The sequence below is a fragment of the Plantactinospora sp. BC1 genome, from assembly GCF_003030345.1.
In the GTDB taxonomy this organism is placed as follows: domain Bacteria; phylum Actinomycetota; class Actinomycetes; order Mycobacteriales; family Micromonosporaceae; genus Plantactinospora.
This window is the reverse complement of sequence record NZ_CP028158.1, coordinates 4,955,787-4,972,007: the sequence shown is the minus strand read 5'-3', so window position 1 is coordinate 4,972,007 and position 16,221 is coordinate 4,955,787. Positions and strand designations below refer to the sequence as shown.

The following is a 16,221-nucleotide window of genomic DNA, read 5'->3' as shown; positions in this document are numbered from 1 at the left end:
TGGGTCAGCCCGGGGCCGAGCGCAGCGCGATCGCCTTGAGGAAGACGTCACCGATCTTCGCCGGGTCCTCGGTGACCAGTACCCCACCGCCGGTGGTCTTGGTGATCCGTTCGAGCGAGGCCCGGTCGACCGCGTCCCCGATGCCCACGACGATGACCTGGACCGGCCGGTTCTCGTCCTTGAGCCGCTCCAGTTGACCGAGCAGGGCCTCCAGCGACAGTCCGTCCCGGTCGTCGTTGCCGACGCCGTCGGTGAGGATGACCACCGAGTTGACCCGGCCCGGTTGCCAGCCGTTTCGCATCTGCCGGTAGGCGGCGAGGACGGTGTCGTAGAGGCCGGTGCCGCCGTTGCGCTTCGGCGTGATCTCCGCCAGCGCGTCGCGCAACGCGCCGCGCTGCGCCGAGAGCGGCCCGACGGGTACGAGTTCGCGGTAGTCCCGGGCCCCGTCCAGTTGCCGGGAGAAGGTCCACAGGCCGACGGCCCAGTCGTCGTTGAACAGTGCCAGACCGTTCTCGGCGGCCAGCAGCGTGACCTGCATCCGGGAGATGTCGCCGGCGGTCGGCACCGGATCGCGCATCGAACCGGAGACGTCGATCGCGGCGAGCATCCGCCCCGGGGCGGTGATCGCCGACCAGGCTGCCAGCGCCCGGTCGACCACCGCCGGATCGGCCGGGGCGCCCGGCGCCGCCCCGGTGCCCGGTGCGGCCGACGCCGGTGCGGCCGACGGGCTCGGCGCGCCGGCCGGTGCCGGAAAGCCCGCCCCCCAGGTGCCGTCGGCGGCGCGCAGGCCCTGGCGGGCGAGGTCGTTGCGAAAGCGGGCCGTGGCCAGGGCCTGCCGGAGCCCGTCGGCGGCGGCGGCCTTGGCCGGGTCGGTGCCGGCCAGCACCGCGAACGGGTAGTCGAGCGGCATCGGCGCCGGATCGACGTAGAGCGCGGCGAGTGGCACCGGCGGGCGGTCCGCGTTGTAGGCGATCACGTCTTCCTCGGAGAGCACCGCCAGGCTCAGCCCCGAGCTGACCTCCCCGGCAACGGTCGACCGGGGAAACTGGGCCAGCAGGTCGTCGCGGAGCACGGAGGGCCTGGTCGCCAGCGACCGCACCACCGCGGTGCTCGCTCGTCGGGCAGCGGCCCCACCCGTGCCCGCCGTGGCGCCGAACGCCATCAGCCCGGACAGTCCCGCGGCGTCGCGGGTGGGCTCGACGATGCCGGAGCGCAGCCCGACGCCGGTCGTGATCCGCTGCACCAGCTCGGCCAGGGTGGGCGTTTCATGGGGCCAGCCAAGGCCCGAGGCGACCGGCTCGGGCATCGCCACGACCACCGGGCTGCGGGCGATCGAGGCGCCGTCGGTCGGCCTGAAGCCGGGGGCGGCGCTGCTCAGCCGCAGCAGCCAGGTGGAGGAGTCGGGCACCCAGACGTCCGGTACGGCGGTCACGGCACCGCTCTGGCCCACCCCGGCCAGCCCGACCCCGTACGTCCCGGCGAGCGCCGCCGCCACGTCGGCCGGCTCGGCCTCGCTGACCGCGACCCTCACGCAGGGGGCGCCGGCATCGGTGTCCCGCTGGTCCCAGGCCGAGACGGCGGAGCGCACGGCCCCGGCGATCTCGGGGGTGGCCGCGACCGTGAGCGTGACCTGTCCGGTGCAGCCGGAGCGGGCCAGTTGCTGGTATCCGACCGACACCCCCGACATCACGGCTACCACCGCCACCGCCACCGCGATGGCACCAACCCTCGGAGAACGTCGACGCATGCGATGGCGGCCAGACACTGGCCAATACTGAACAATCCGCCCCCGTGGCGCCAGTCCAAACGCCGGAAAAATACGATCTCAAATAGCTCCGTCGCCCTGTGTCGCCAAGCGGCCTCGGACCGTACCGAAAAGGGGTCCGATGCGCCCGGCCGTACCCATGCCGGCGGTTCCCGTCTCGACCCGCGCGGTGTGCGGCCGGCTCAGTGCAGGACGTCGTAAACCAGCTTGGTGATGCCGTTGGCATAGCTCTCCGACTCGAGCAGCTTCAGCATCTGCTTCTCCTTGTCGGTGTCGCTGAACATCCGCTTGCCGGCGCCGAGCAGCACCGGGAAGACCAGCAGGTGATAGCGGTCGATCAGGCCGGCGTCGGAGAGGTTGCGGGCGAGGGTGGCACTGCCGTGGATGATGATCGGGCCGCCCTCGGTCTCCTTCACCTTCGCGACCTCCGCCAGCGAGCGCAGGATCGTGATGTCGCCCCAGTTGTCGACCAGGGCGTCCTGGCCGAGCGTGGTCGAGACGACGTACTTCGGCAGTTGCCTGAGGGCGGCGAAGTCCTCCATCTCCGGCCACACCGGCGAGAACGCCTGGTAGCTGGCTCGGCCGAACATCAGCGCGGTCGCCTCCTCGGTCTCCCGGCCCTTGAGTTCGTACGCCTCGGGCCGGAACTCGATGTCCTGGTAGGTCCATCCCCCGCTGCGGTGGGCCTCGTGCTGGCTGCCGCCGCCGGGCGAGTCGACGACGCCGTCGAGCGAGACGAAGGCGGTGTAGATCAACGTACGCATCTTCGAGTCCTGTCTCTGCGCTGCGTGGATGTCCTCGGTCTTCGGTGCTGTCACCGACCCGGCCGCGGTGGGACGCCGACCCGGCGCCCGGGCGCGTGCTCCACCTGCCGCACGGCACCCGACCCTACCCGGGTACGCGCCGCCGCCGGGTCCCCGTCGCGTCCGGGCGCGACTGTCGCCGCCGCGATCGCGCGACCGACCGGACCACGCGGAGGAACTTCCGACCCGGCCCCGAATAGCGGTCAAAAACTGGCCGCTATGGCCCGTAACGTCAGGGGTGCCAATACGGCGAGGGCGACTTCGAGACGAGGGATGACGAGATGACGACGACGTTGGAGAAGAGCGTGACCGGCGAGCGGGCCGACCTGCTGGAGTCGCTGGGCAAGGCGCGATTTTTCCTGCGCTTCACCGCCCGCGAGCTCACCGACGAGCAGGCGGCCACCCGCAGCACGGCCAGCGAACTCTGCGTCGGCGGCCTGATCAAGCACGTCACGGCGGTGGAGCGGCAGTGGGCCCGGTTCATCGTCGAGGGTGGCTCGGCGATGCCGACCGGTGACGATCCGGCCGCCTACGAGGCGCACGCCGCCGGGTTCCGGATGCTGCCCGGGGAGACCCTGGCCGGGCTGCTGGCCGAGTACGAGGAGGTCGCCCGGCACACCGACGAGCTGGCGCGTAGCCTGCCCGACCTCGACGCGGCGCACGAGCTGCCGTCCGCGCCCTGGTTCGAGCCGGGCGCCCGGTGGAGTGCCCGTCGGGTGCTCCAGCACGTCATCGCCGAGACGGCACAGCACGCCGGCCACGCCGACATCATTCGGGAGTCGCTCGACGGGGCGAGGTCGATGGGCTAACCGGGCCGAGGCCGCCCGCCAGCCGCCCGGCTCCCCGGAGGCCGTCCACGTCAGGACAACTCCGGGGGTGGCGCGCCGCCCGTCTCCCGGGCGGCGCGCCGGACCGGCTGGCGGAATCAGCTGTACGACACCGAGAAACTGTTCGTGGTGAAGTTCAGCCCGCCCGCCGACGAGGTGATCTCGTAGCCGAACTGGACGTCACCGATCAGGACGTCGCCGTACCAGCCGGCGTTGCGAATCCAGTTGAGCACGGCGCGGATGTCGACGGTCCCCGAGTTGGTGTTGCTGGTGCGGATGAACGAGAAGACCTCGTTGGCACCGTTGGAGCCTCGGTAGATCTGCCAGGTGTGTCCGCCGACCGAGGCGGTGGTCTGGAGCGACCCCAGTGGACCGACCGGCCCGGTCTTGTTCATCCACAGCATGATCTCGTACGCGTGGTTGTTGGCCCAGATGTCGTACGTGCTCGCGTACGCCCCGCCGCTCGGCACGGTTACGTTGAAGCTGCTGGTGAGGCTGCCGATCGCGCTGAGGTTCCGGTTCACGTTCCGGGTGGCGTTGGGGTAGGACTTCACCCCGCCGGTGTTCGGGTGGTTGGCGGTGACGCCCCAGTTGCTGTACGAGTTCGCCCAGATGGTCTGGGTGCCGGCGCCGCTGCCCCAGATGTTGTTGTAGAGCGTGTACCCGCCGTTGGTCCACGTTCCCCACTGGTCGGACGACGTCCAGGCGGCGCTCCCGGGGCGGGTCGGGGTGGGGGTGGGGGCGGCGCTGGTGGGCGGCTGTCCGGTGCCGGGCGAGCCGGTGCAGGCCACCCCGTTGAGGGTGAACGAGGTGGGCGTGGTGTTCGTTCCGTTCCAGGTGCCGTTGAAGCCCGGCGTGACGGTCGCGTTGGTGCCCAGTTCGGCGTTCCACGACGTGTTCGTCACCGTCACCCGGGCGCCGCTCTGGCTGAACTGGCCGCCCCAGCCCTGGGTGACCGTCTGGCCGTTCGCGAAGCTCCAGGCCAGCGTCCACCCGTTGACCGGGTCGCCGAGGTTGGTCAGGGCGACGTTGGCGCTGAAACCGCCCTGCCACTGGTTGACGGTGTAGTTCACCCGGCAGCCGACGGCGGCACTGGCCGGCGCGGTCAGCACCGCCGTGAGGCCGACGCCCAGCAGCAGGGTGGCGGCCACCGCGAGGCCGGCGCGCAGCCGTCGTCGCAGGTTCCCGCGCAGGCGGGTGGATCTCATACGCACCTCCTGGTCGTCCCGGGTCGCCCGGACCGGCGACACGTACCGCGAGTTTTAGTTGGACACCCCAACTAACTCATCCTGCCACCCCGGTCGCGATTACGACAGTCGTCGATGTCTCCCGCGACCGGCCAGGCAGGGGCGACCGCCGCGCGGGTAGCTGCTCCCGGACCCGTTCGGCCACCGCCGGGCCAGCCAGCCCGGCGGTGGCCGGTTCATTCCGCGCACCGTCATCCGACCGGACGGGTGACGGGTTGGCCCGCCGCCCGGCGCCGTTTCCGGCAGCACATCGCATTTTCGTCAGCGCATCGCGACGGTCGACCATTTCGGGACCACCGCGATCGACGCGATTCTTCAGCGACCGAGAAACGACAAAAGGCCGAGAAACACAAAAGGCAGGGAGCCCAACTCCCTGCCACTCCTAACATATACCGCACCGGGGGCCTTGCGGCAAGACCCGGGTCGTACCGCAGAATCTTCAGCCGAAACCCGATCCTGCGAAGAATCAGCGGAATCGGCCTGGAGATGTCTTCTGTCGACGGCGCGCGGACGCCGAACCGTTTCGCCGACCGCGCGGACCGACCGAAGAACAATGGGGGGTTCATGATTGACGTGATCGTTGCCGGCGGTGGTCCGACCGGCATGATGCTGGCCAGCGAGTTGCGGCTACCCGGCGTGCGGACGCTCGTGCTGGAGAAGGAGGCGGAACCGGCCGGGTACGTCCGGGCGCTCGGCCTGCACGTGCGCAGCATCGAGGTGCTGGGCCAGCGCGGACTGCTGGACCGGTTCCTCGCGCACGGCCGGCAGCACCCGCTCGGCGGCTTCTTCGCCGGGATCGCCAAGCCCTCGCCGGAGCGGCTGGAGACCACGCATCCCTACGTCCTCGGTATCCCACAGACCATCACCGATCGCCTGCTGGCCGAGCATGCCGCCGAGGTCGGCGCCGAGATCCGGCGCGGCTGCGAACTGGTCGGGCTGAGCCAGGACGCGGACGGGGTGACCGCCGAGCTGGCCGACGGCAGCCGGCTGCGCGCGCGGTACCTCGTCGGCTGCGACGGCGGCCGCAGCACCGTACGCAAGCTGCTCGGCGTCGGCTTCCCCGGCGAACCTTCCCGGGTCGACACGCTGCTCGGCGAGATGGAGGTGACCGCGCCGCCGGAGACGGTGGCCGCCGTGGTGGCCGAGGTCCGCAGGACCGAGTTGCGGTTCGGCGCCGGACCGCTGGAGAACGGGGTGTACCGGGTCGTCGTGCCCGCCGCGGCGGTGGCCGAGGACCGGTCGATCCCGCCGACCCTCGACGACTTCCGGCGACAGCTGCGAGCCACCGCCGGAACCGACTTCGGCGTGCACTCACCGCGCTGGCTCTCCCGCTTCGGCGACGCCACCCGGCTGGCCGAGCGCTACCGGGTGGGCCGGGTGCTGCTGGCCGGCGACGCGGCGCACATCCACCCGCCGTTGGGCGGGCAGGGGCTCAACCTCGGCATCCAGGACGCCTTCAACCTCGGCTGGAAACTCGCCGCCGAGGTGCACGGCTGGGCACCGGAGGGGCTGCTGGAGAGCTACCACACCGAGCGGCACCCGGTGGCGGCCGACGTCCTACAGAACACCCGCGCCCAGATGCAGCTGCTCCGCACCGAGCCGGGCCCGCAGGCGGTACGCGGGTTGCTGTCGGAGCTGATGGACTTCGAGGAGGTGAACCGGTACCTGATCGAGAAGGTCACCGCGATCGCGGTCCGCTACGACTTCGGCGCGGGGCACGAGCTGCTCGGCCGGCGGATCCGGGACGTACGGCTGAAGCACCGGCGCCTCTACGAGCTGATGCACGGCGGCCGTGGCCTGCTGCTCGACCAGACCGGCCGGCTCTCGGTGGCGGGCTGGGCGGACCGGGTCGACCACGTCGTCGACGTCAGCGAGGAGCTGGACGTACCCGCCGTGCTGCTGCGCCCGGACGGCCACGTGGCGTGGGCCGGCGAGGATCAGCAGGAGCTGGACCGGGCGCTGCCCCGCTGGTTCGGCGCCGCCGGGTAGTCACCGTGTCGCCGCCGGTCCAACCTGGACCGGCGGCGGCACGCTCAGCGGGTGGCCCGCTCGGTCAGCTTGTCCCGGAGCCGGTCGACCAGTCCGACACCCGGGCCGACGAGCTTGTGGAACAACTCGCTGTTGGGCGCCCCGGGATGCGGCCGGGTCGGAGCCAGCTTCTTCGCGGTCTGCACCTTGCCGCCCAACGCCGCCAGCTCGTCCGGCGGGATGCGACGGCGCAGCTCGGGAAACTGCTCGGATTCCTCGTCCTGCACGTGGTCGGCGAGCAACGTCTCCAGTTCGCGCAGCGCGGTGTCGAACTCGGCGCTGGAGACGTCGGCCGATTCCAGTGCCTTCATGGCCCGCTCGAGCTGCTTGTGCTCCTCCACGTCGTGTGCGACGGCCTTGTCACCGTCGGCGAGGTACTTGCGCATGGCCGGGTAGACGTACATCTCCTCGGCGACGGCGTGCCGGACCAACTCGCTGATGGCGGTGTCCGTCAGATCACGCCGGATCATCGGGTCCTTGACCGACCAGATCTCCCCGATCAGAGCGGTGACGTCCCGATGATCGCTGATCAGGATGTCGATCACGTCGCCGCCGGACTTGTCACTGCTCATGATTCCTCCGTCTGTCTGGCCGTGTCCCCACCCGTACCCCGGAAACGGCCGGCTACTCCTCCGGGTTCCCGCCCGGTGCCGGCGAGCCCGGCTCGGTGCCGAGTACCGCGTCGACCTCGAATTCCACCAGCCACTCCGGGTCGATGAATCCCGACACCTGCACGAAGGTGCACGCCGGGCGTACCCCGGAGAAGCGCTCGCCGTGGGCGCGCGCCGCCTCTCGCCAACGGGCGATGTCGACCAGCATCACCCTGGTCCTGATCACGTCCGCCAGCGTCGCTCCGGCCGCGCGCAGCGCCTGCTCGGCGATGTCGAGGCAACGGACGGACTGTGCGTAGACGTCCCCCGGAGCGGCCGTGGCGCCGTCGTCGGTGAGCGGCGCGGTGCCGGCCACGCAGACGTACGGCCCGATCCGTACGGCACGGGAGAAGCCGATCTCCGGTTCCAGCGGGGATCCTGATGTCACCAGGCGGCGAAAGGAAGTCACGGCACAAGAGCATCGCAGAGGCTCGGGCCGGCGCCGGACGGAGTCAGCGCCTACCGGGGCTCCGGCGGGATCGCGGAGCCGTCGAGCCAGGGGGCGAGCAGCGCCATGGTGCGCCGGTGGAGCTCGTCCCGGAAGCTCGCCAGGCGGACCTGGCCGGCCGGTTCGGCGACCCGCCGCTCGTCCAGGTACGCCCCGCTCGGCACATCCGGGTCGCAGGCGGCGTGGATCAGGTTCCCGGCCCCGTACGACGTGCTCTCGCCCCGGACCGCGAACATCGCGTGCAGCAGGCGGGTGTCGACGACCCCCGGGTGGACGCTGACGATCGCCGGCCGGTAGTGCCCGGCCTGGCGTACGGCGTGGGCGACCAGGGCGAGCTTGGAGCGCGCGTACGCCGCAGCGGGCTGGTAGCCGTGCTGGAACTGTAGGTCGTCGAGATCGAGGCGGGCGGAGAGGTGGGTCGCGGACGACACGTGCACCACCCGGCCGGTGGCGGGCATCAGCGGCACCAGCCGTTCGGTGAGCAGGACGGCCGCCAGATAGTTGGTCTGCAACGTCGCCTCGTAGCCGTCCGCGCTGCACCGGCGGCGATCCGCACCCGGCCGGCCGGCGTTGTTGACGAGCACGTCGACCCGGTCGGTGGCGTTCGCCACCTCTCCGGCGAGCGCGACGACGTCGTCGAGTCGGTCGAAGTCGGCCCGCAGGTAGTCGACCTCGGCCCGGCCGGCCGAGCGGATCCGCTCGATCAACGGCCGTACCGCCGACTCCGGCTCCGGCCCGTGCAGCAACAGGCGCCGGGCCGACCCGGCGAGGCGGTGCGCCGCCGCCGCGCCGATCCCGCTGGTCCCACCGGTGAGCAGCACCGTGCCGGACGTCTGGCCGGTCATCGCCGATCATTCTCCGATCAGCACCGGCTGGCGCCGATGCGCGAAGCCGACCGTACCGCTTCGTGACCTCGCCGAACCGAGATTCCTCCGGACCCGCGCGGGCGGGACTGCCTAGCCCGGCGCCGCCAGGCGTCCGGTGGCCGCGCGGACCGCGGCGTGGTGTGCGGCCAGCAGGGTACGACCGACCCGCTGCCACAGGGTCGGGTCGGTGATCCCGGGCGGGTGGTACCCCTCCAGGTAGCCGTGCAGGGCCACCCTCTGCGGCTCGTCGACGGTGCAGACGTACGGCATCAGCTCGCCGAGGTCGTCAGCCTCGTCCGACGCCCCGCCCGGGACGGGCTCGGCACGGTCCGCCGACGATCGTGGGTAACGCTATCCGGGCCGCTCAGCCGTCAGCACGGCGGTGGTGCGGTGCTCTGCCGGACGGTGAGCGTCGTCGCCAGTTCGAGCCCGGCCTGCGGCGCCTTCTCGCCACGTCCGAGCGCGAGCGCCAGTTCGGTGGCGGCCATGGCCATCTCGATCAGTGGCTGGTGGACGGTGGTCAGCGCCGGGTCGACCAGCGCGGTGACCGGCAGGTCGTCGAAGCCCACCACGCTCAGGTCCGCGGGGATGCGGAGCCCGGCCGCGCGCGCGGCCTGGTAGACGCCGAGCGCCTGAAGGTCGTTGCAGGCGAAGATCGCCGTGGGCCGCTGGGGGCGGGCCAGCAGGTCGGCGGCGGCCTGGTAGCCGCCCTGCTGGGTCAGCGCGGTACGCACGAGAAGCTCGCTCTCCACCGCCAGCCCGGCCCCCTCCATCGCCGAGCGGTAGCCGTCCAGCCTGGCCCGGCAGCAGAGGATCTGGTCCGGTCCACCGATCATCGCGATGCGCCGGTGCCCCAGCTCGACGAGGTGGCGGGTGGCCGACCGGCCCCCGGCCCAGTTCGTGGCCCCGACGAACGGCACGTCGTCGGGGAGCTCGGCGGTGGGGTCGAAGACCACGAAGGGGATGCCTCTGGCGCGGAGCTGGTCGCGTTGCTCCTGCGACAGTTGGGCGACCGTCACGATGCAGGCCGGACGGCGGGCGAGGGTGTCGTCGATCCAGTACCGGATCGCGTTGCGCTGCGGCCCGAACTCCGTGAGCACCACACCCACCCGCTGCCGGCGGGCCACCCGCTCGACCCCACGGATGATTTCGAGCCCCCACAGGTGCTCCAGCTCGTCGAAGACCAGCTCCATCATGTTGCTGCGGCTGACCGGCGCCGGCTTGCGGTAGCCGTACTGGTGGATCACGGCCTCGACCCGGGCCCGGGTGTTCGCGGCGACACCGGAACGACCGTTGATCACCTTGGACACGGTCGGGATCGAGACGCCGGCCGACTCGGCGATGTAGGAGATCGTCACCGGCGTGGTCGGGTCGCCCCGCGGGTACTCCCGGTCGGTGACCGGTCCGCCCGACTCGGCGCTCGACAAGGTGGCCCCCTCCGTCGCCCGTCCCGTGCTGGCGGCACCGCCACGCCGACCGTACGGCCGGCCACGGGCGCCGTTCACGGCGCAAGGATAGCCGGTTCGGCCGTGTCCGGGCGTGGCCGCGCAGCGGTCCGATGTGGAGCCGGACCGGCGTGCCGATCGATGCCCCGCCAAGCCCGCCCGGCGCCCCGGGGCCGAGCACCGAGCCTAGAAACTTTCTGGATGCGGTCCCGATAGTTTCCGAAGCGGAGCGTAGTGACGCTTACCGATCTCGGCGACAACCTCGGCAAGCGCCAGGCTCGGGCCGCGCTCTATCACATACATTGACGCCTATCATAGAAAGGCGTAGCGTCTTCGGGCAGAAACTTTCGGCGTTGAGTACCGCAGGTTTCCGTCGCTGTGGGAGCAGGCAGCGTCTCGCGGAGGCATCGGGCAGCCTCCGCGGAGCACTCCGATCCGTCGCTCGCGCGTGGGCAGGCCGGGTGACCCGATCGGTCGTCGCGGCAACGCCGCGCATCATCCACCCGCTACGAGCGCTGGAGGCTCCATGTCCTCGTCCGCCCGGGCACGCCGGCCGTCGGTGCCGCGCCCGCTCGCCGTCGCCGCGACGGCCCTGCTCATGCTCACCGTCTTCCTGGTCGACCCGCAACCCGCCGAGGCGCACGGCTCGGCCGTCGACCCGGCGTCGCGCCACTACGGCTGCGCCACCCGCTGGGTGGACTGGCTGAATCCCGTCATGCGCACCCAGGACCCGATGTGCTGGCAGGCGTACCAGGCGAACCCGGCCGCGATGTGGACCTGGAACGGCCTCATCCAGGACAACGTGCACAACGACCACCGGGCACGCGTACCGGACGGTCAGCTCTGCGGCGGCGGGGACGCCACGTACTCCGCGCTGGACAACCCCGGCCTGTGGCGCGCCCAGGTCGTGCCCAACACGTTCACCTGGACCATGCACGACCAGGCCCGGCACGGCGCCGCCTACATCCGCATCTACGTCACCAGACAGGGCTTCGACCCCGTCACCCAACGCCTGCGCTGGAGCGACCTGGAACTGGTCAGGGACACCGGCCCGTTCCCCGACACGGGATGGCCGACCAGACCGGACGACCCGCTGCTCAACGGCGTCGACTACTCCTTCCAGGTCAGCGCACCCGGGCGGACCGGCCGGCACATCGTGTACGCGGTCTGGCGGGCCGGGCACGCCGACCAGAACTACTACATGTGCTCGGACGTACGCTTCCCCGGCGGTACGCCGGACCCGACCACCCCGCCGCCCTCCCCGCCGCCGGGGAACGACGGCTGCACGGCCACGTACGCCGTCACGAGCCAGTGGAACGGTGGCTTCCAGGCCGAGGTGAAGGTGACCGCCGGCAGCGCCGCGATCCGGGGCTGGACGGTGAGCATGGTCTTCCCGGACGGGCAGACGGTCGGCCAGTCGTGGAACGCCTCGGTCAGCTCGAACGGCTCGACGGTCACCGCCGGCAACACCACCCAGAACGGCAACCTCGCCGCCGGGGCCAGCACCACCTTCGGGGTGCTCGGCGCCTGGCTCGGCGCGAACCGGGCCCCCAGCCTCGGCTGCGTGGCCACCCGTTGACCCACCGCGTCGGGCCCGCCCCGCAGCGGTGGGGCGACCCGGCGCGCCCGGACGAGGACGAAACTACGGCAAGGAAGAGTACCGATGAATCTGCTGAACAGACGACGGGCGCGGCTGCGAGTCGGCCTGGTCGCCGGTGGCGCCGCCGCCCTGCTGGTCGCCGGACTGATGGTGGCGGTCGGCGCCCCGGCGGCGGCGACCCCTCCCCCGCCGGGCAACCCGATGGCGACGGTGGCCGCCATGCAGCCGGGCTGGAACCTGGGAAACACGTTGGACGCCATCCCGGACGAGACCGCCTGGGGCAACCCGCTCACCACCCGGACCCTGCTGCGCCACGTGCGGTCGCAGGGTTACCGCAGCATCCGGCTCCCGATCACCTGGAGCAACCATCACGGCCCCGCACCGGAATACGCCATCGACGCCGCCTGGCTGAACCGGGTCCGCCAGATCGTCGACTGGTCACTGGCCGAGGGCCTGTACGTAATGATCAACCTGCACCACGACTCCTGGCAGTGGATCAACACCTACCCCGGTGACCGCGCCGGCGTGCTCGCCCGGTACGACGCGCTCTGGACCCAGATCAGCGCCGCGTTCCGCGACCACTCACCCCGGCTCGTCTTCGAGAGCATCAACGAACCGCAGTTCGCCGACAGTACCGACGAGCAGAGCTACGCCCTGCTGCACGAACTCAACACCGAGTTCGTGCGGATCGTCCGCCGGTCCGGCGGTAACAACACGACCCGGCTGCTGGTGCTGCCGACCCTGTTCACCAACGCCGACCAGGGGCGGCTCGATGCGTTGAACGCCACGTTCGACCAGCTCCGCGACCCCCACCTCGCCGCCACCGTCCACTTCTACGGCTGGTGGCCGTTCAGCGTCAACATCGCCGGCGGTACCCGCTACGACGCCAACGTCGAACAGGACCTGACCGGTACGTTCGACCGGGTCCGCGACTCGTTCGTGGCCCGAGGCATCCCGGTCATCATCGGCGAGTGGGCCCTGCTCAACTGGGACCACAACCGGCCGGGCGTCATCGAACGGGGCGAGTTCCTCAAGTTCCTGGAGGCGGTCGGTTACCACGCCCGGATCCGCAACCTCACCACCATGGTCTGGGACGCGGGCCAGTTCCTGGAGCGTACCGAGCTGCGCTGGCGTGACCCGGGCGTCTTCGCCATGATGAGGGCAGGCTGGACCACCCGCTCCGGCACCGCCTCCTCCGACCAGGTGTACGTGCCCCGCAGCGGCACCATCACCGGCAGGACGCTCACGCTGAACCCCAACGGCACGTCGTTCCAGGGCCTGTGGCAGGGCGGGCGCAGCCTCGCCCGGGGCAGCGACTACACCGTCTCCGGCACCACGCTCACCCTCACCCCGGCCGCCCTCACCCGGCTGGCCGGCGACCGCGCCTACGGCGTCAACGCCACCATCGAGGCCCGGTTCTCCCAGGGCGTGCCGTGGCAGATCAGCATCATCAGCTCCGACCCGCCGACCCAGGCGGCCACCACCGGCACCACCGCCTCGTTCGCCATCCCCACCCGGTTCCGCGGCGACCAGCTCGCCACCATGGAGGCCAGGTACGCCGACGGAACCCCCGCCGGACCGGCGAACTGGACCTCGTTCAAGGAGTTCTGGCAGCACTTCCAGCCGGACTACGACGCCGACACCATCATCCTGAAACCCGCGTTCTTCGCCGAGGTCGACGACGGCACCGTGACCCTCACGTTCCACTTCTGGAGCGGCACCCGGATCACGTACCACCTGACCAGATCCGGCGACTCGTTGACCGGCAGCACCAGCTGAACGTCGACGGGGCCGCGGCATCGGTACGCCCGCGGCCCCGTCGACGGCCGAGGGCGGGTCAGATCCGGCGGCGCCCCGGAGCCGCCCGATCCCGGGTAGCCCCGAGCACGCGTCATGGTGGACAGGTGGGCCCGACGGGCGCCCGCTCAGTACGGCGACCGGGCGTCGGTGTGGAAGACCGCCCACACCACCTTGCCGCCGTCGGTGGGCAGGCTTCCCCACCGCCGGGCCGTCGCGTCGACGAGCATCAGCCCGCGACCAGCCGCCGACTCGGGCGACGGGCGGCAGAGCCGGGGCCCGACGGTGCTGCCGTCACAGACCGAGAGCATCACCTGGGAAGGACACCGGGAGATCCGCAGGTCCATCATCGTCCGCGCGTGCAGCACCGCATTCGCCACCAGCTCGGTGGCCACGATGCTGACCGGGGCGACCAGATTGGGCAGCTCCCATCGGGTGAGGGCCTCCGTCACGACGTCGCGGGCCCGGCTCGCCGAACCCGCGAGCGGCAGCAGCAGTTCGCCGGCCGAGGGCAGTCGCCGGCCCGGCTCGGCCGCCACCGCCTCCCTGGTGGAGCCGAACACCGCCAGCCGGCCGAAGGCGCCGCCGGCCAGCAACCTCGCGGTCCCCGGGTCGGGGGCGCAGAGGAGTACCGGAGTTCCGGGCCACAGGGCCGCCTGCCGCGCCACCGTCCCGAACACCGACAGCGCCGTCGCTTCCCGGACCAGCATCTCGGAGAGGTCGACCAGCAGCCCGTCCGGCTGCTCGGCGAGACACTGCAACAGGCCGGCCCGCACCGTCGCGGTGGTCACCAGGGCGAGGTCACCCGTGAGCCGAGCCAGCAGGTAACTGCCCGCTACCTCGACGTCACACCGGATCACTGGAGCCATCCCGGCATCATTCCCCGATGCGGGCCCGTCCACTCCTGTCCGGGTTGCGGAACCGTGCGCCGGTCGCGGATCCGACACGGCCACCGCGACATCGACGTTTGGCTACCTGTCCGCAGGGTAACGCCCCGGCAGGTCCGGGCAGATTGGACTCGTCGTGCCGACCCCGAGCCGTCCGAACCGATCGCCGCGATCCTCGGGGAGGCGTGATGGCGACCGAGCGACCCTTCGTCGACCCGGCCGCCAGCTCGACGACGGGGCAACCCCCGACCGGTACCCCGGAAGCGGTTCCTCGGCTGGACCCGCTCTCCGCTGACCCGGGTACCCGCGAGGAGCAGACGCTCGACGTCGCCGTCGACCCTCGTCCCGACGGCGACGTGACGCTCCGGCTGGACGGATATCTGGACATGGACACGGTGGAGACGCTGCGCCGTGTCTTCGGACAACTGCTCGACCGAGAACTCGCCAGCCTCACCGTCGACCTCTCCCGGTTGACCTTCTGCGACGCGGCCGGGATCAGGGCGCTGCTCGAATGCCGGGCCTGGACCAACGCGCTCGGCGGCACGCTGCTGGTCGTCTCACCCAGTCCGTTCGTACGGCTGATCTTCGAGGTCACCCGGGTCGCCGAACTGTTCGGCCTCCCGCCGGCCACCGACACCTGAAACCGCCAGAGTCGGTCGCGGTGGTCACCGACCGCAGGATCCGACGTCGAGGTGCAGGTATCTGGCGTTGACCCAGCGACAGAGCCGGGTACCGACCACGATGCCCACGATGGTGACCAGGGCCGGCAGGTATCCGCTGGCGACCTGGATGATCGGGATCGCCGGGCATCCGCCGGAGAGCGCCCAGCCGCCGCCGAAGAGCAGCGCGCCGGGTATCACGCCCGGGTGGATGCGTCCCGGTGTGCGGCGGACCCGGAGCAGGGCGAAGACCGCGACGATCAGCGCGACACCGCCACCGAAGGCGAAGAGCATGCGCAGGTCCTGGAACGTGAACATGCGGTTCAGTTCGGCGTAGTCACCGAACCCGATGTTGGTGACGGTGAAACCGAGGGCGAGCCCGGCGATGATGTTGGCGATCAGAAGTCCGCCCCGGGTACGCATCACACCACCTTCCAGAGCAGGAACGAGACCAGGACGGCGGTACCGAAGAAGACGGCCGTCGCGACGATGCTGTCCGGATGCAGCCGTCCGCAGCCGTTGAGTCCGTGACCCGAGGAACAGCCTCCGGCGAGACGGGTACCGAAGCCGACGAGTACGCCGCCGACGAAGAGGACCCCGATCATCTGCGGCGGAGAGCCGGTGACGATCTCGCGGAAGCCGTCGCCCATGTCGAGGCGGAACTCGAACCGTCCCGCCGTCACCGCCGCCACCCAGCCACCGACGAAGATCGACAGGAGCAGGGCCGCCTGGCTGACCAGCGGCGCCGGGCGCGGGCTGGTGGTCGCGTCGGGCGCGGTCGCGCTCGGCGTACCCGTGGTCGGTTCGACCCCCCGGGCGGCCGTCTCCGGCTCGACGCCCCCGGCGTACGGCGGCGTGGGCGCCCCGGCCCGGGTCCCGAAGTGCGCGGCGGTGGCTGCCGCGAGCGCCTCGGTGAGCGCACGCTCGTCGGCGAACTGGGCCTCCATCCGCTCGGCCCGGCGCTCCTCCCGCCAGTGCAGGACGCGTTCCCAGGCCGAGGAGACCCCGAAGGACCGATCGGTGCTGACGGTGTAGTTGATGGTGACGACGGCAAGGCCGACGGCGCCTGCCCACCAGGGCCAGTAGTTGCTCATGCGGGGCCTGAGATCCAATCGAGAAGGCGGGTCCACCAACGGCGGCGCCGGGGTTGCGGCGGCCCCGCTGGGGTGTTCCGTGGACTCTGTGCGACGTGTGGAAAC

16 protein-coding genes are annotated in these 16,221 nt (G+C 71.4%); 5 read left to right on the top strand and 11 right to left on the bottom strand.

What is annotated here, in order from left to right:
- Positions 1-4 precede the first annotated feature (4 nt).
- Positions 5-1,747: a substrate-binding domain-containing protein gene (locus C6361_RS21780; RefSeq protein WP_234358938.1), complete on the bottom strand. Its 1,743-nt coding sequence runs from the start codon at positions 1,745-1,747 to the stop codon at positions 5-7.
- 200 nt (positions 1,748-1,947) lie between these two features.
- A complete protein-coding gene (locus C6361_RS21775; RefSeq protein ID WP_107268830.1) occupies positions 1,948-2,529 on the bottom strand; it encodes a dihydrofolate reductase family protein in 582 nt (193 codons plus the stop codon).
- Between the two features lie 320 nt (positions 2,530-2,849).
- Between C6361_RS21775 and C6361_RS21770 the strand changes: the two genes are divergently transcribed.
- The gene (locus C6361_RS21770) at positions 2,850-3,377 is read left to right on the top strand and encodes a DinB family protein (protein WP_107258881.1); all 528 of its coding nucleotides are present in this window, start codon (positions 2,850-2,852) and stop codon (positions 3,375-3,377) included.
- 116 nt (positions 3,378-3,493) lie between these two features.
- On the opposite strand, the gene C6361_RS21765 is transcribed toward C6361_RS21770, so the two are convergent.
- Complete coding sequence (locus tag C6361_RS21765) at positions 3,494-4,603, bottom strand: cellulose binding domain-containing protein (protein WP_107268829.1); 1,110 nt, start codon at positions 4,601-4,603, stop codon at positions 3,494-3,496.
- A 603-nt stretch (positions 4,604-5,206) separates the two neighbouring features.
- Here C6361_RS21765 and rox point away from each other — a divergent pair.
- Positions 5,207-6,631: a rifampin monooxygenase gene (gene rox, locus C6361_RS21760; RefSeq protein ID WP_107268828.1), complete on the top strand. Its 1,425-nt coding sequence runs from the start codon at positions 5,207-5,209 to the stop codon at positions 6,629-6,631.
- Between the two features lie 44 nt (positions 6,632-6,675).
- Here the strand turns inward: rox and C6361_RS21755 are convergent, their stop codons facing one another.
- The 5 genes from C6361_RS21755 to C6361_RS21735 form a co-directional block, all read right to left on the bottom strand.
- Positions 6,676-7,242: a hemerythrin domain-containing protein gene (locus C6361_RS21755; protein ID WP_107258879.1), complete on the bottom strand. Its 567-nt coding sequence runs from the start codon at positions 7,240-7,242 to the stop codon at positions 6,676-6,678.
- A gap of 52 nt (positions 7,243-7,294) precedes the next feature.
- Positions 7,295-7,729 carry a RidA family protein gene (locus tag C6361_RS21750; RefSeq protein WP_199853040.1) on the bottom strand — a complete coding sequence of 145 codons (435 nt, stop codon included), beginning with the start codon at positions 7,727-7,729 and terminating at the stop codon, positions 7,295-7,297.
- A 50-nt stretch (positions 7,730-7,779) separates the two neighbouring features.
- Complete coding sequence (locus C6361_RS21745; protein ID WP_107268826.1) at positions 7,780-8,613, bottom strand: SDR family NAD(P)-dependent oxidoreductase; 834 nt, start codon at positions 8,611-8,613, stop codon at positions 7,780-7,782.
- 111 nt (positions 8,614-8,724) lie between these two features.
- Positions 8,725-8,907 (bottom strand): family 1 glycosylhydrolase, encoded by a 183-nt coding sequence (locus C6361_RS21740; protein WP_369931447.1) that lies wholly within the window; start codon positions 8,905-8,907, stop codon positions 8,725-8,727.
- 98 nt (positions 8,908-9,005) lie between these two features.
- Entirely contained in the window at positions 9,006-10,139 is a 1,134-nt protein-coding gene (locus tag C6361_RS21735) for a LacI family DNA-binding transcriptional regulator (protein ID WP_234358937.1), read from the bottom strand.
- A 466-nt stretch (positions 10,140-10,605) separates the two neighbouring features.
- On the opposite strand from C6361_RS21735, the gene C6361_RS21730 reads away from it, so the two are divergent.
- A complete protein-coding gene (locus C6361_RS21730; protein WP_107268825.1) occupies positions 10,606-11,658 on the top strand; it encodes a lytic polysaccharide monooxygenase in 1,053 nt (350 codons plus the stop codon).
- 84 nt (positions 11,659-11,742) lie between these two features.
- Positions 11,743-13,458, top strand: a complete 1,716-nt coding sequence (locus C6361_RS21725) for a cellulase family glycosylhydrolase (protein ID WP_107268824.1) — start codon at positions 11,743-11,745, stop codon at positions 13,456-13,458.
- 146 nt (positions 13,459-13,604) lie between these two features.
- Here the strand turns inward: C6361_RS21725 and C6361_RS21720 are convergent, their stop codons facing one another.
- On the bottom strand, positions 13,605-14,345 hold the full coding sequence (locus C6361_RS21720; protein WP_107268823.1) for an ATP-binding protein: 741 nt from the start codon (positions 14,343-14,345) through the stop codon (positions 13,605-13,607).
- Between the two features lie 206 nt (positions 14,346-14,551).
- Here C6361_RS21720 and C6361_RS21715 point away from each other — a divergent pair, with 206 nt between their 5' ends.
- Positions 14,552-15,004, top strand: coding sequence for an STAS domain-containing protein (locus C6361_RS21715; RefSeq protein WP_159079415.1), 453 nt, complete (start codon positions 14,552-14,554; stop codon positions 15,002-15,004).
- A 24-nt stretch (positions 15,005-15,028) separates the two neighbouring features.
- Here the strand turns inward: C6361_RS21715 and C6361_RS21710 are convergent, their stop codons facing one another.
- Together C6361_RS21710 and C6361_RS21705 are read right to left on the bottom strand one after the other, a co-directional pair.
- Complete coding sequence (locus C6361_RS21710) at positions 15,029-15,445, bottom strand: YeeE/YedE thiosulfate transporter family protein (RefSeq protein ID WP_107258872.1); 417 nt, start codon at positions 15,443-15,445, stop codon at positions 15,029-15,031.
- Positions 15,445-16,116: a YeeE/YedE family protein gene (locus tag C6361_RS21705; protein ID WP_107268821.1), complete on the bottom strand. Its 672-nt coding sequence runs from the start codon at positions 16,114-16,116 to the stop codon at positions 15,445-15,447. The genes C6361_RS21710 and C6361_RS21705 overlap by 1 nt, the downstream gene beginning before the upstream one ends.
- Positions 16,117-16,221 lie beyond the last annotated feature (105 nt).

Excerpts from the sequence above, each read along its gene's own strand:
- C6361_RS21710 (WP_107258872.1), bottom strand. The coding sequence starts at position 15,445 with ATGCGTACCCGGGGCGGACTTCTGATCGCCAACATCATCGCCGGGCTC.
- C6361_RS21770 (WP_107258881.1), top strand. The coding sequence starts at position 2,850 with ATGACGACGACGTTGGAGAAGAGCGTGACCGGCGAGCGGGCCGACCTG.
- C6361_RS21745 (WP_107268826.1), bottom strand. The coding sequence starts at position 8,613 with ATGACCGGCCAGACGTCCGGCACGGTGCTGCTCACCGGTGGGACCAGC.
- rox (WP_107268828.1), top strand. The coding sequence starts at position 5,207 with ATGATTGACGTGATCGTTGCCGGCGGTGGTCCGACCGGCATGATGCTG.
- C6361_RS21775 (WP_107268830.1), bottom strand. The coding sequence starts at position 2,529 with ATGCGTACGTTGATCTACACCGCCTTCGTCTCGCTCGACGGCGTCGTC.
- C6361_RS21725 (WP_107268824.1), top strand. The coding sequence starts at position 11,743 with ATGAATCTGCTGAACAGACGACGGGCGCGGCTGCGAGTCGGCCTGGTC.
- C6361_RS21720 (WP_107268823.1), bottom strand. The coding sequence starts at position 14,345 with ATGGCTCCAGTGATCCGGTGTGACGTCGAGGTAGCGGGCAGTTACCTG.
- C6361_RS21730 (WP_107268825.1), top strand. The coding sequence starts at position 10,606 with ATGTCCTCGTCCGCCCGGGCACGCCGGCCGTCGGTGCCGCGCCCGCTC.
- C6361_RS21780 (WP_234358938.1), bottom strand. The coding sequence starts at position 1,747 with ATGCGTCGACGTTCTCCGAGGGTTGGTGCCATCGCGGTGGCGGTGGCG.
- C6361_RS21715 (WP_159079415.1), top strand. The coding sequence starts at position 14,552 with ATGGCGACCGAGCGACCCTTCGTCGACCCGGCCGCCAGCTCGACGACG.
- C6361_RS21755 (WP_107258879.1), bottom strand. The coding sequence starts at position 7,242 with ATGAGCAGTGACAAGTCCGGCGGCGACGTGATCGACATCCTGATCAGC.
- C6361_RS21705 (WP_107268821.1), bottom strand. The coding sequence starts at position 16,116 with ATGAGCAACTACTGGCCCTGGTGGGCAGGCGCCGTCGGCCTTGCCGTC.
- C6361_RS21765 (WP_107268829.1), bottom strand. The coding sequence starts at position 4,603 with ATGAGATCCACCCGCCTGCGCGGGAACCTGCGACGACGGCTGCGCGCC.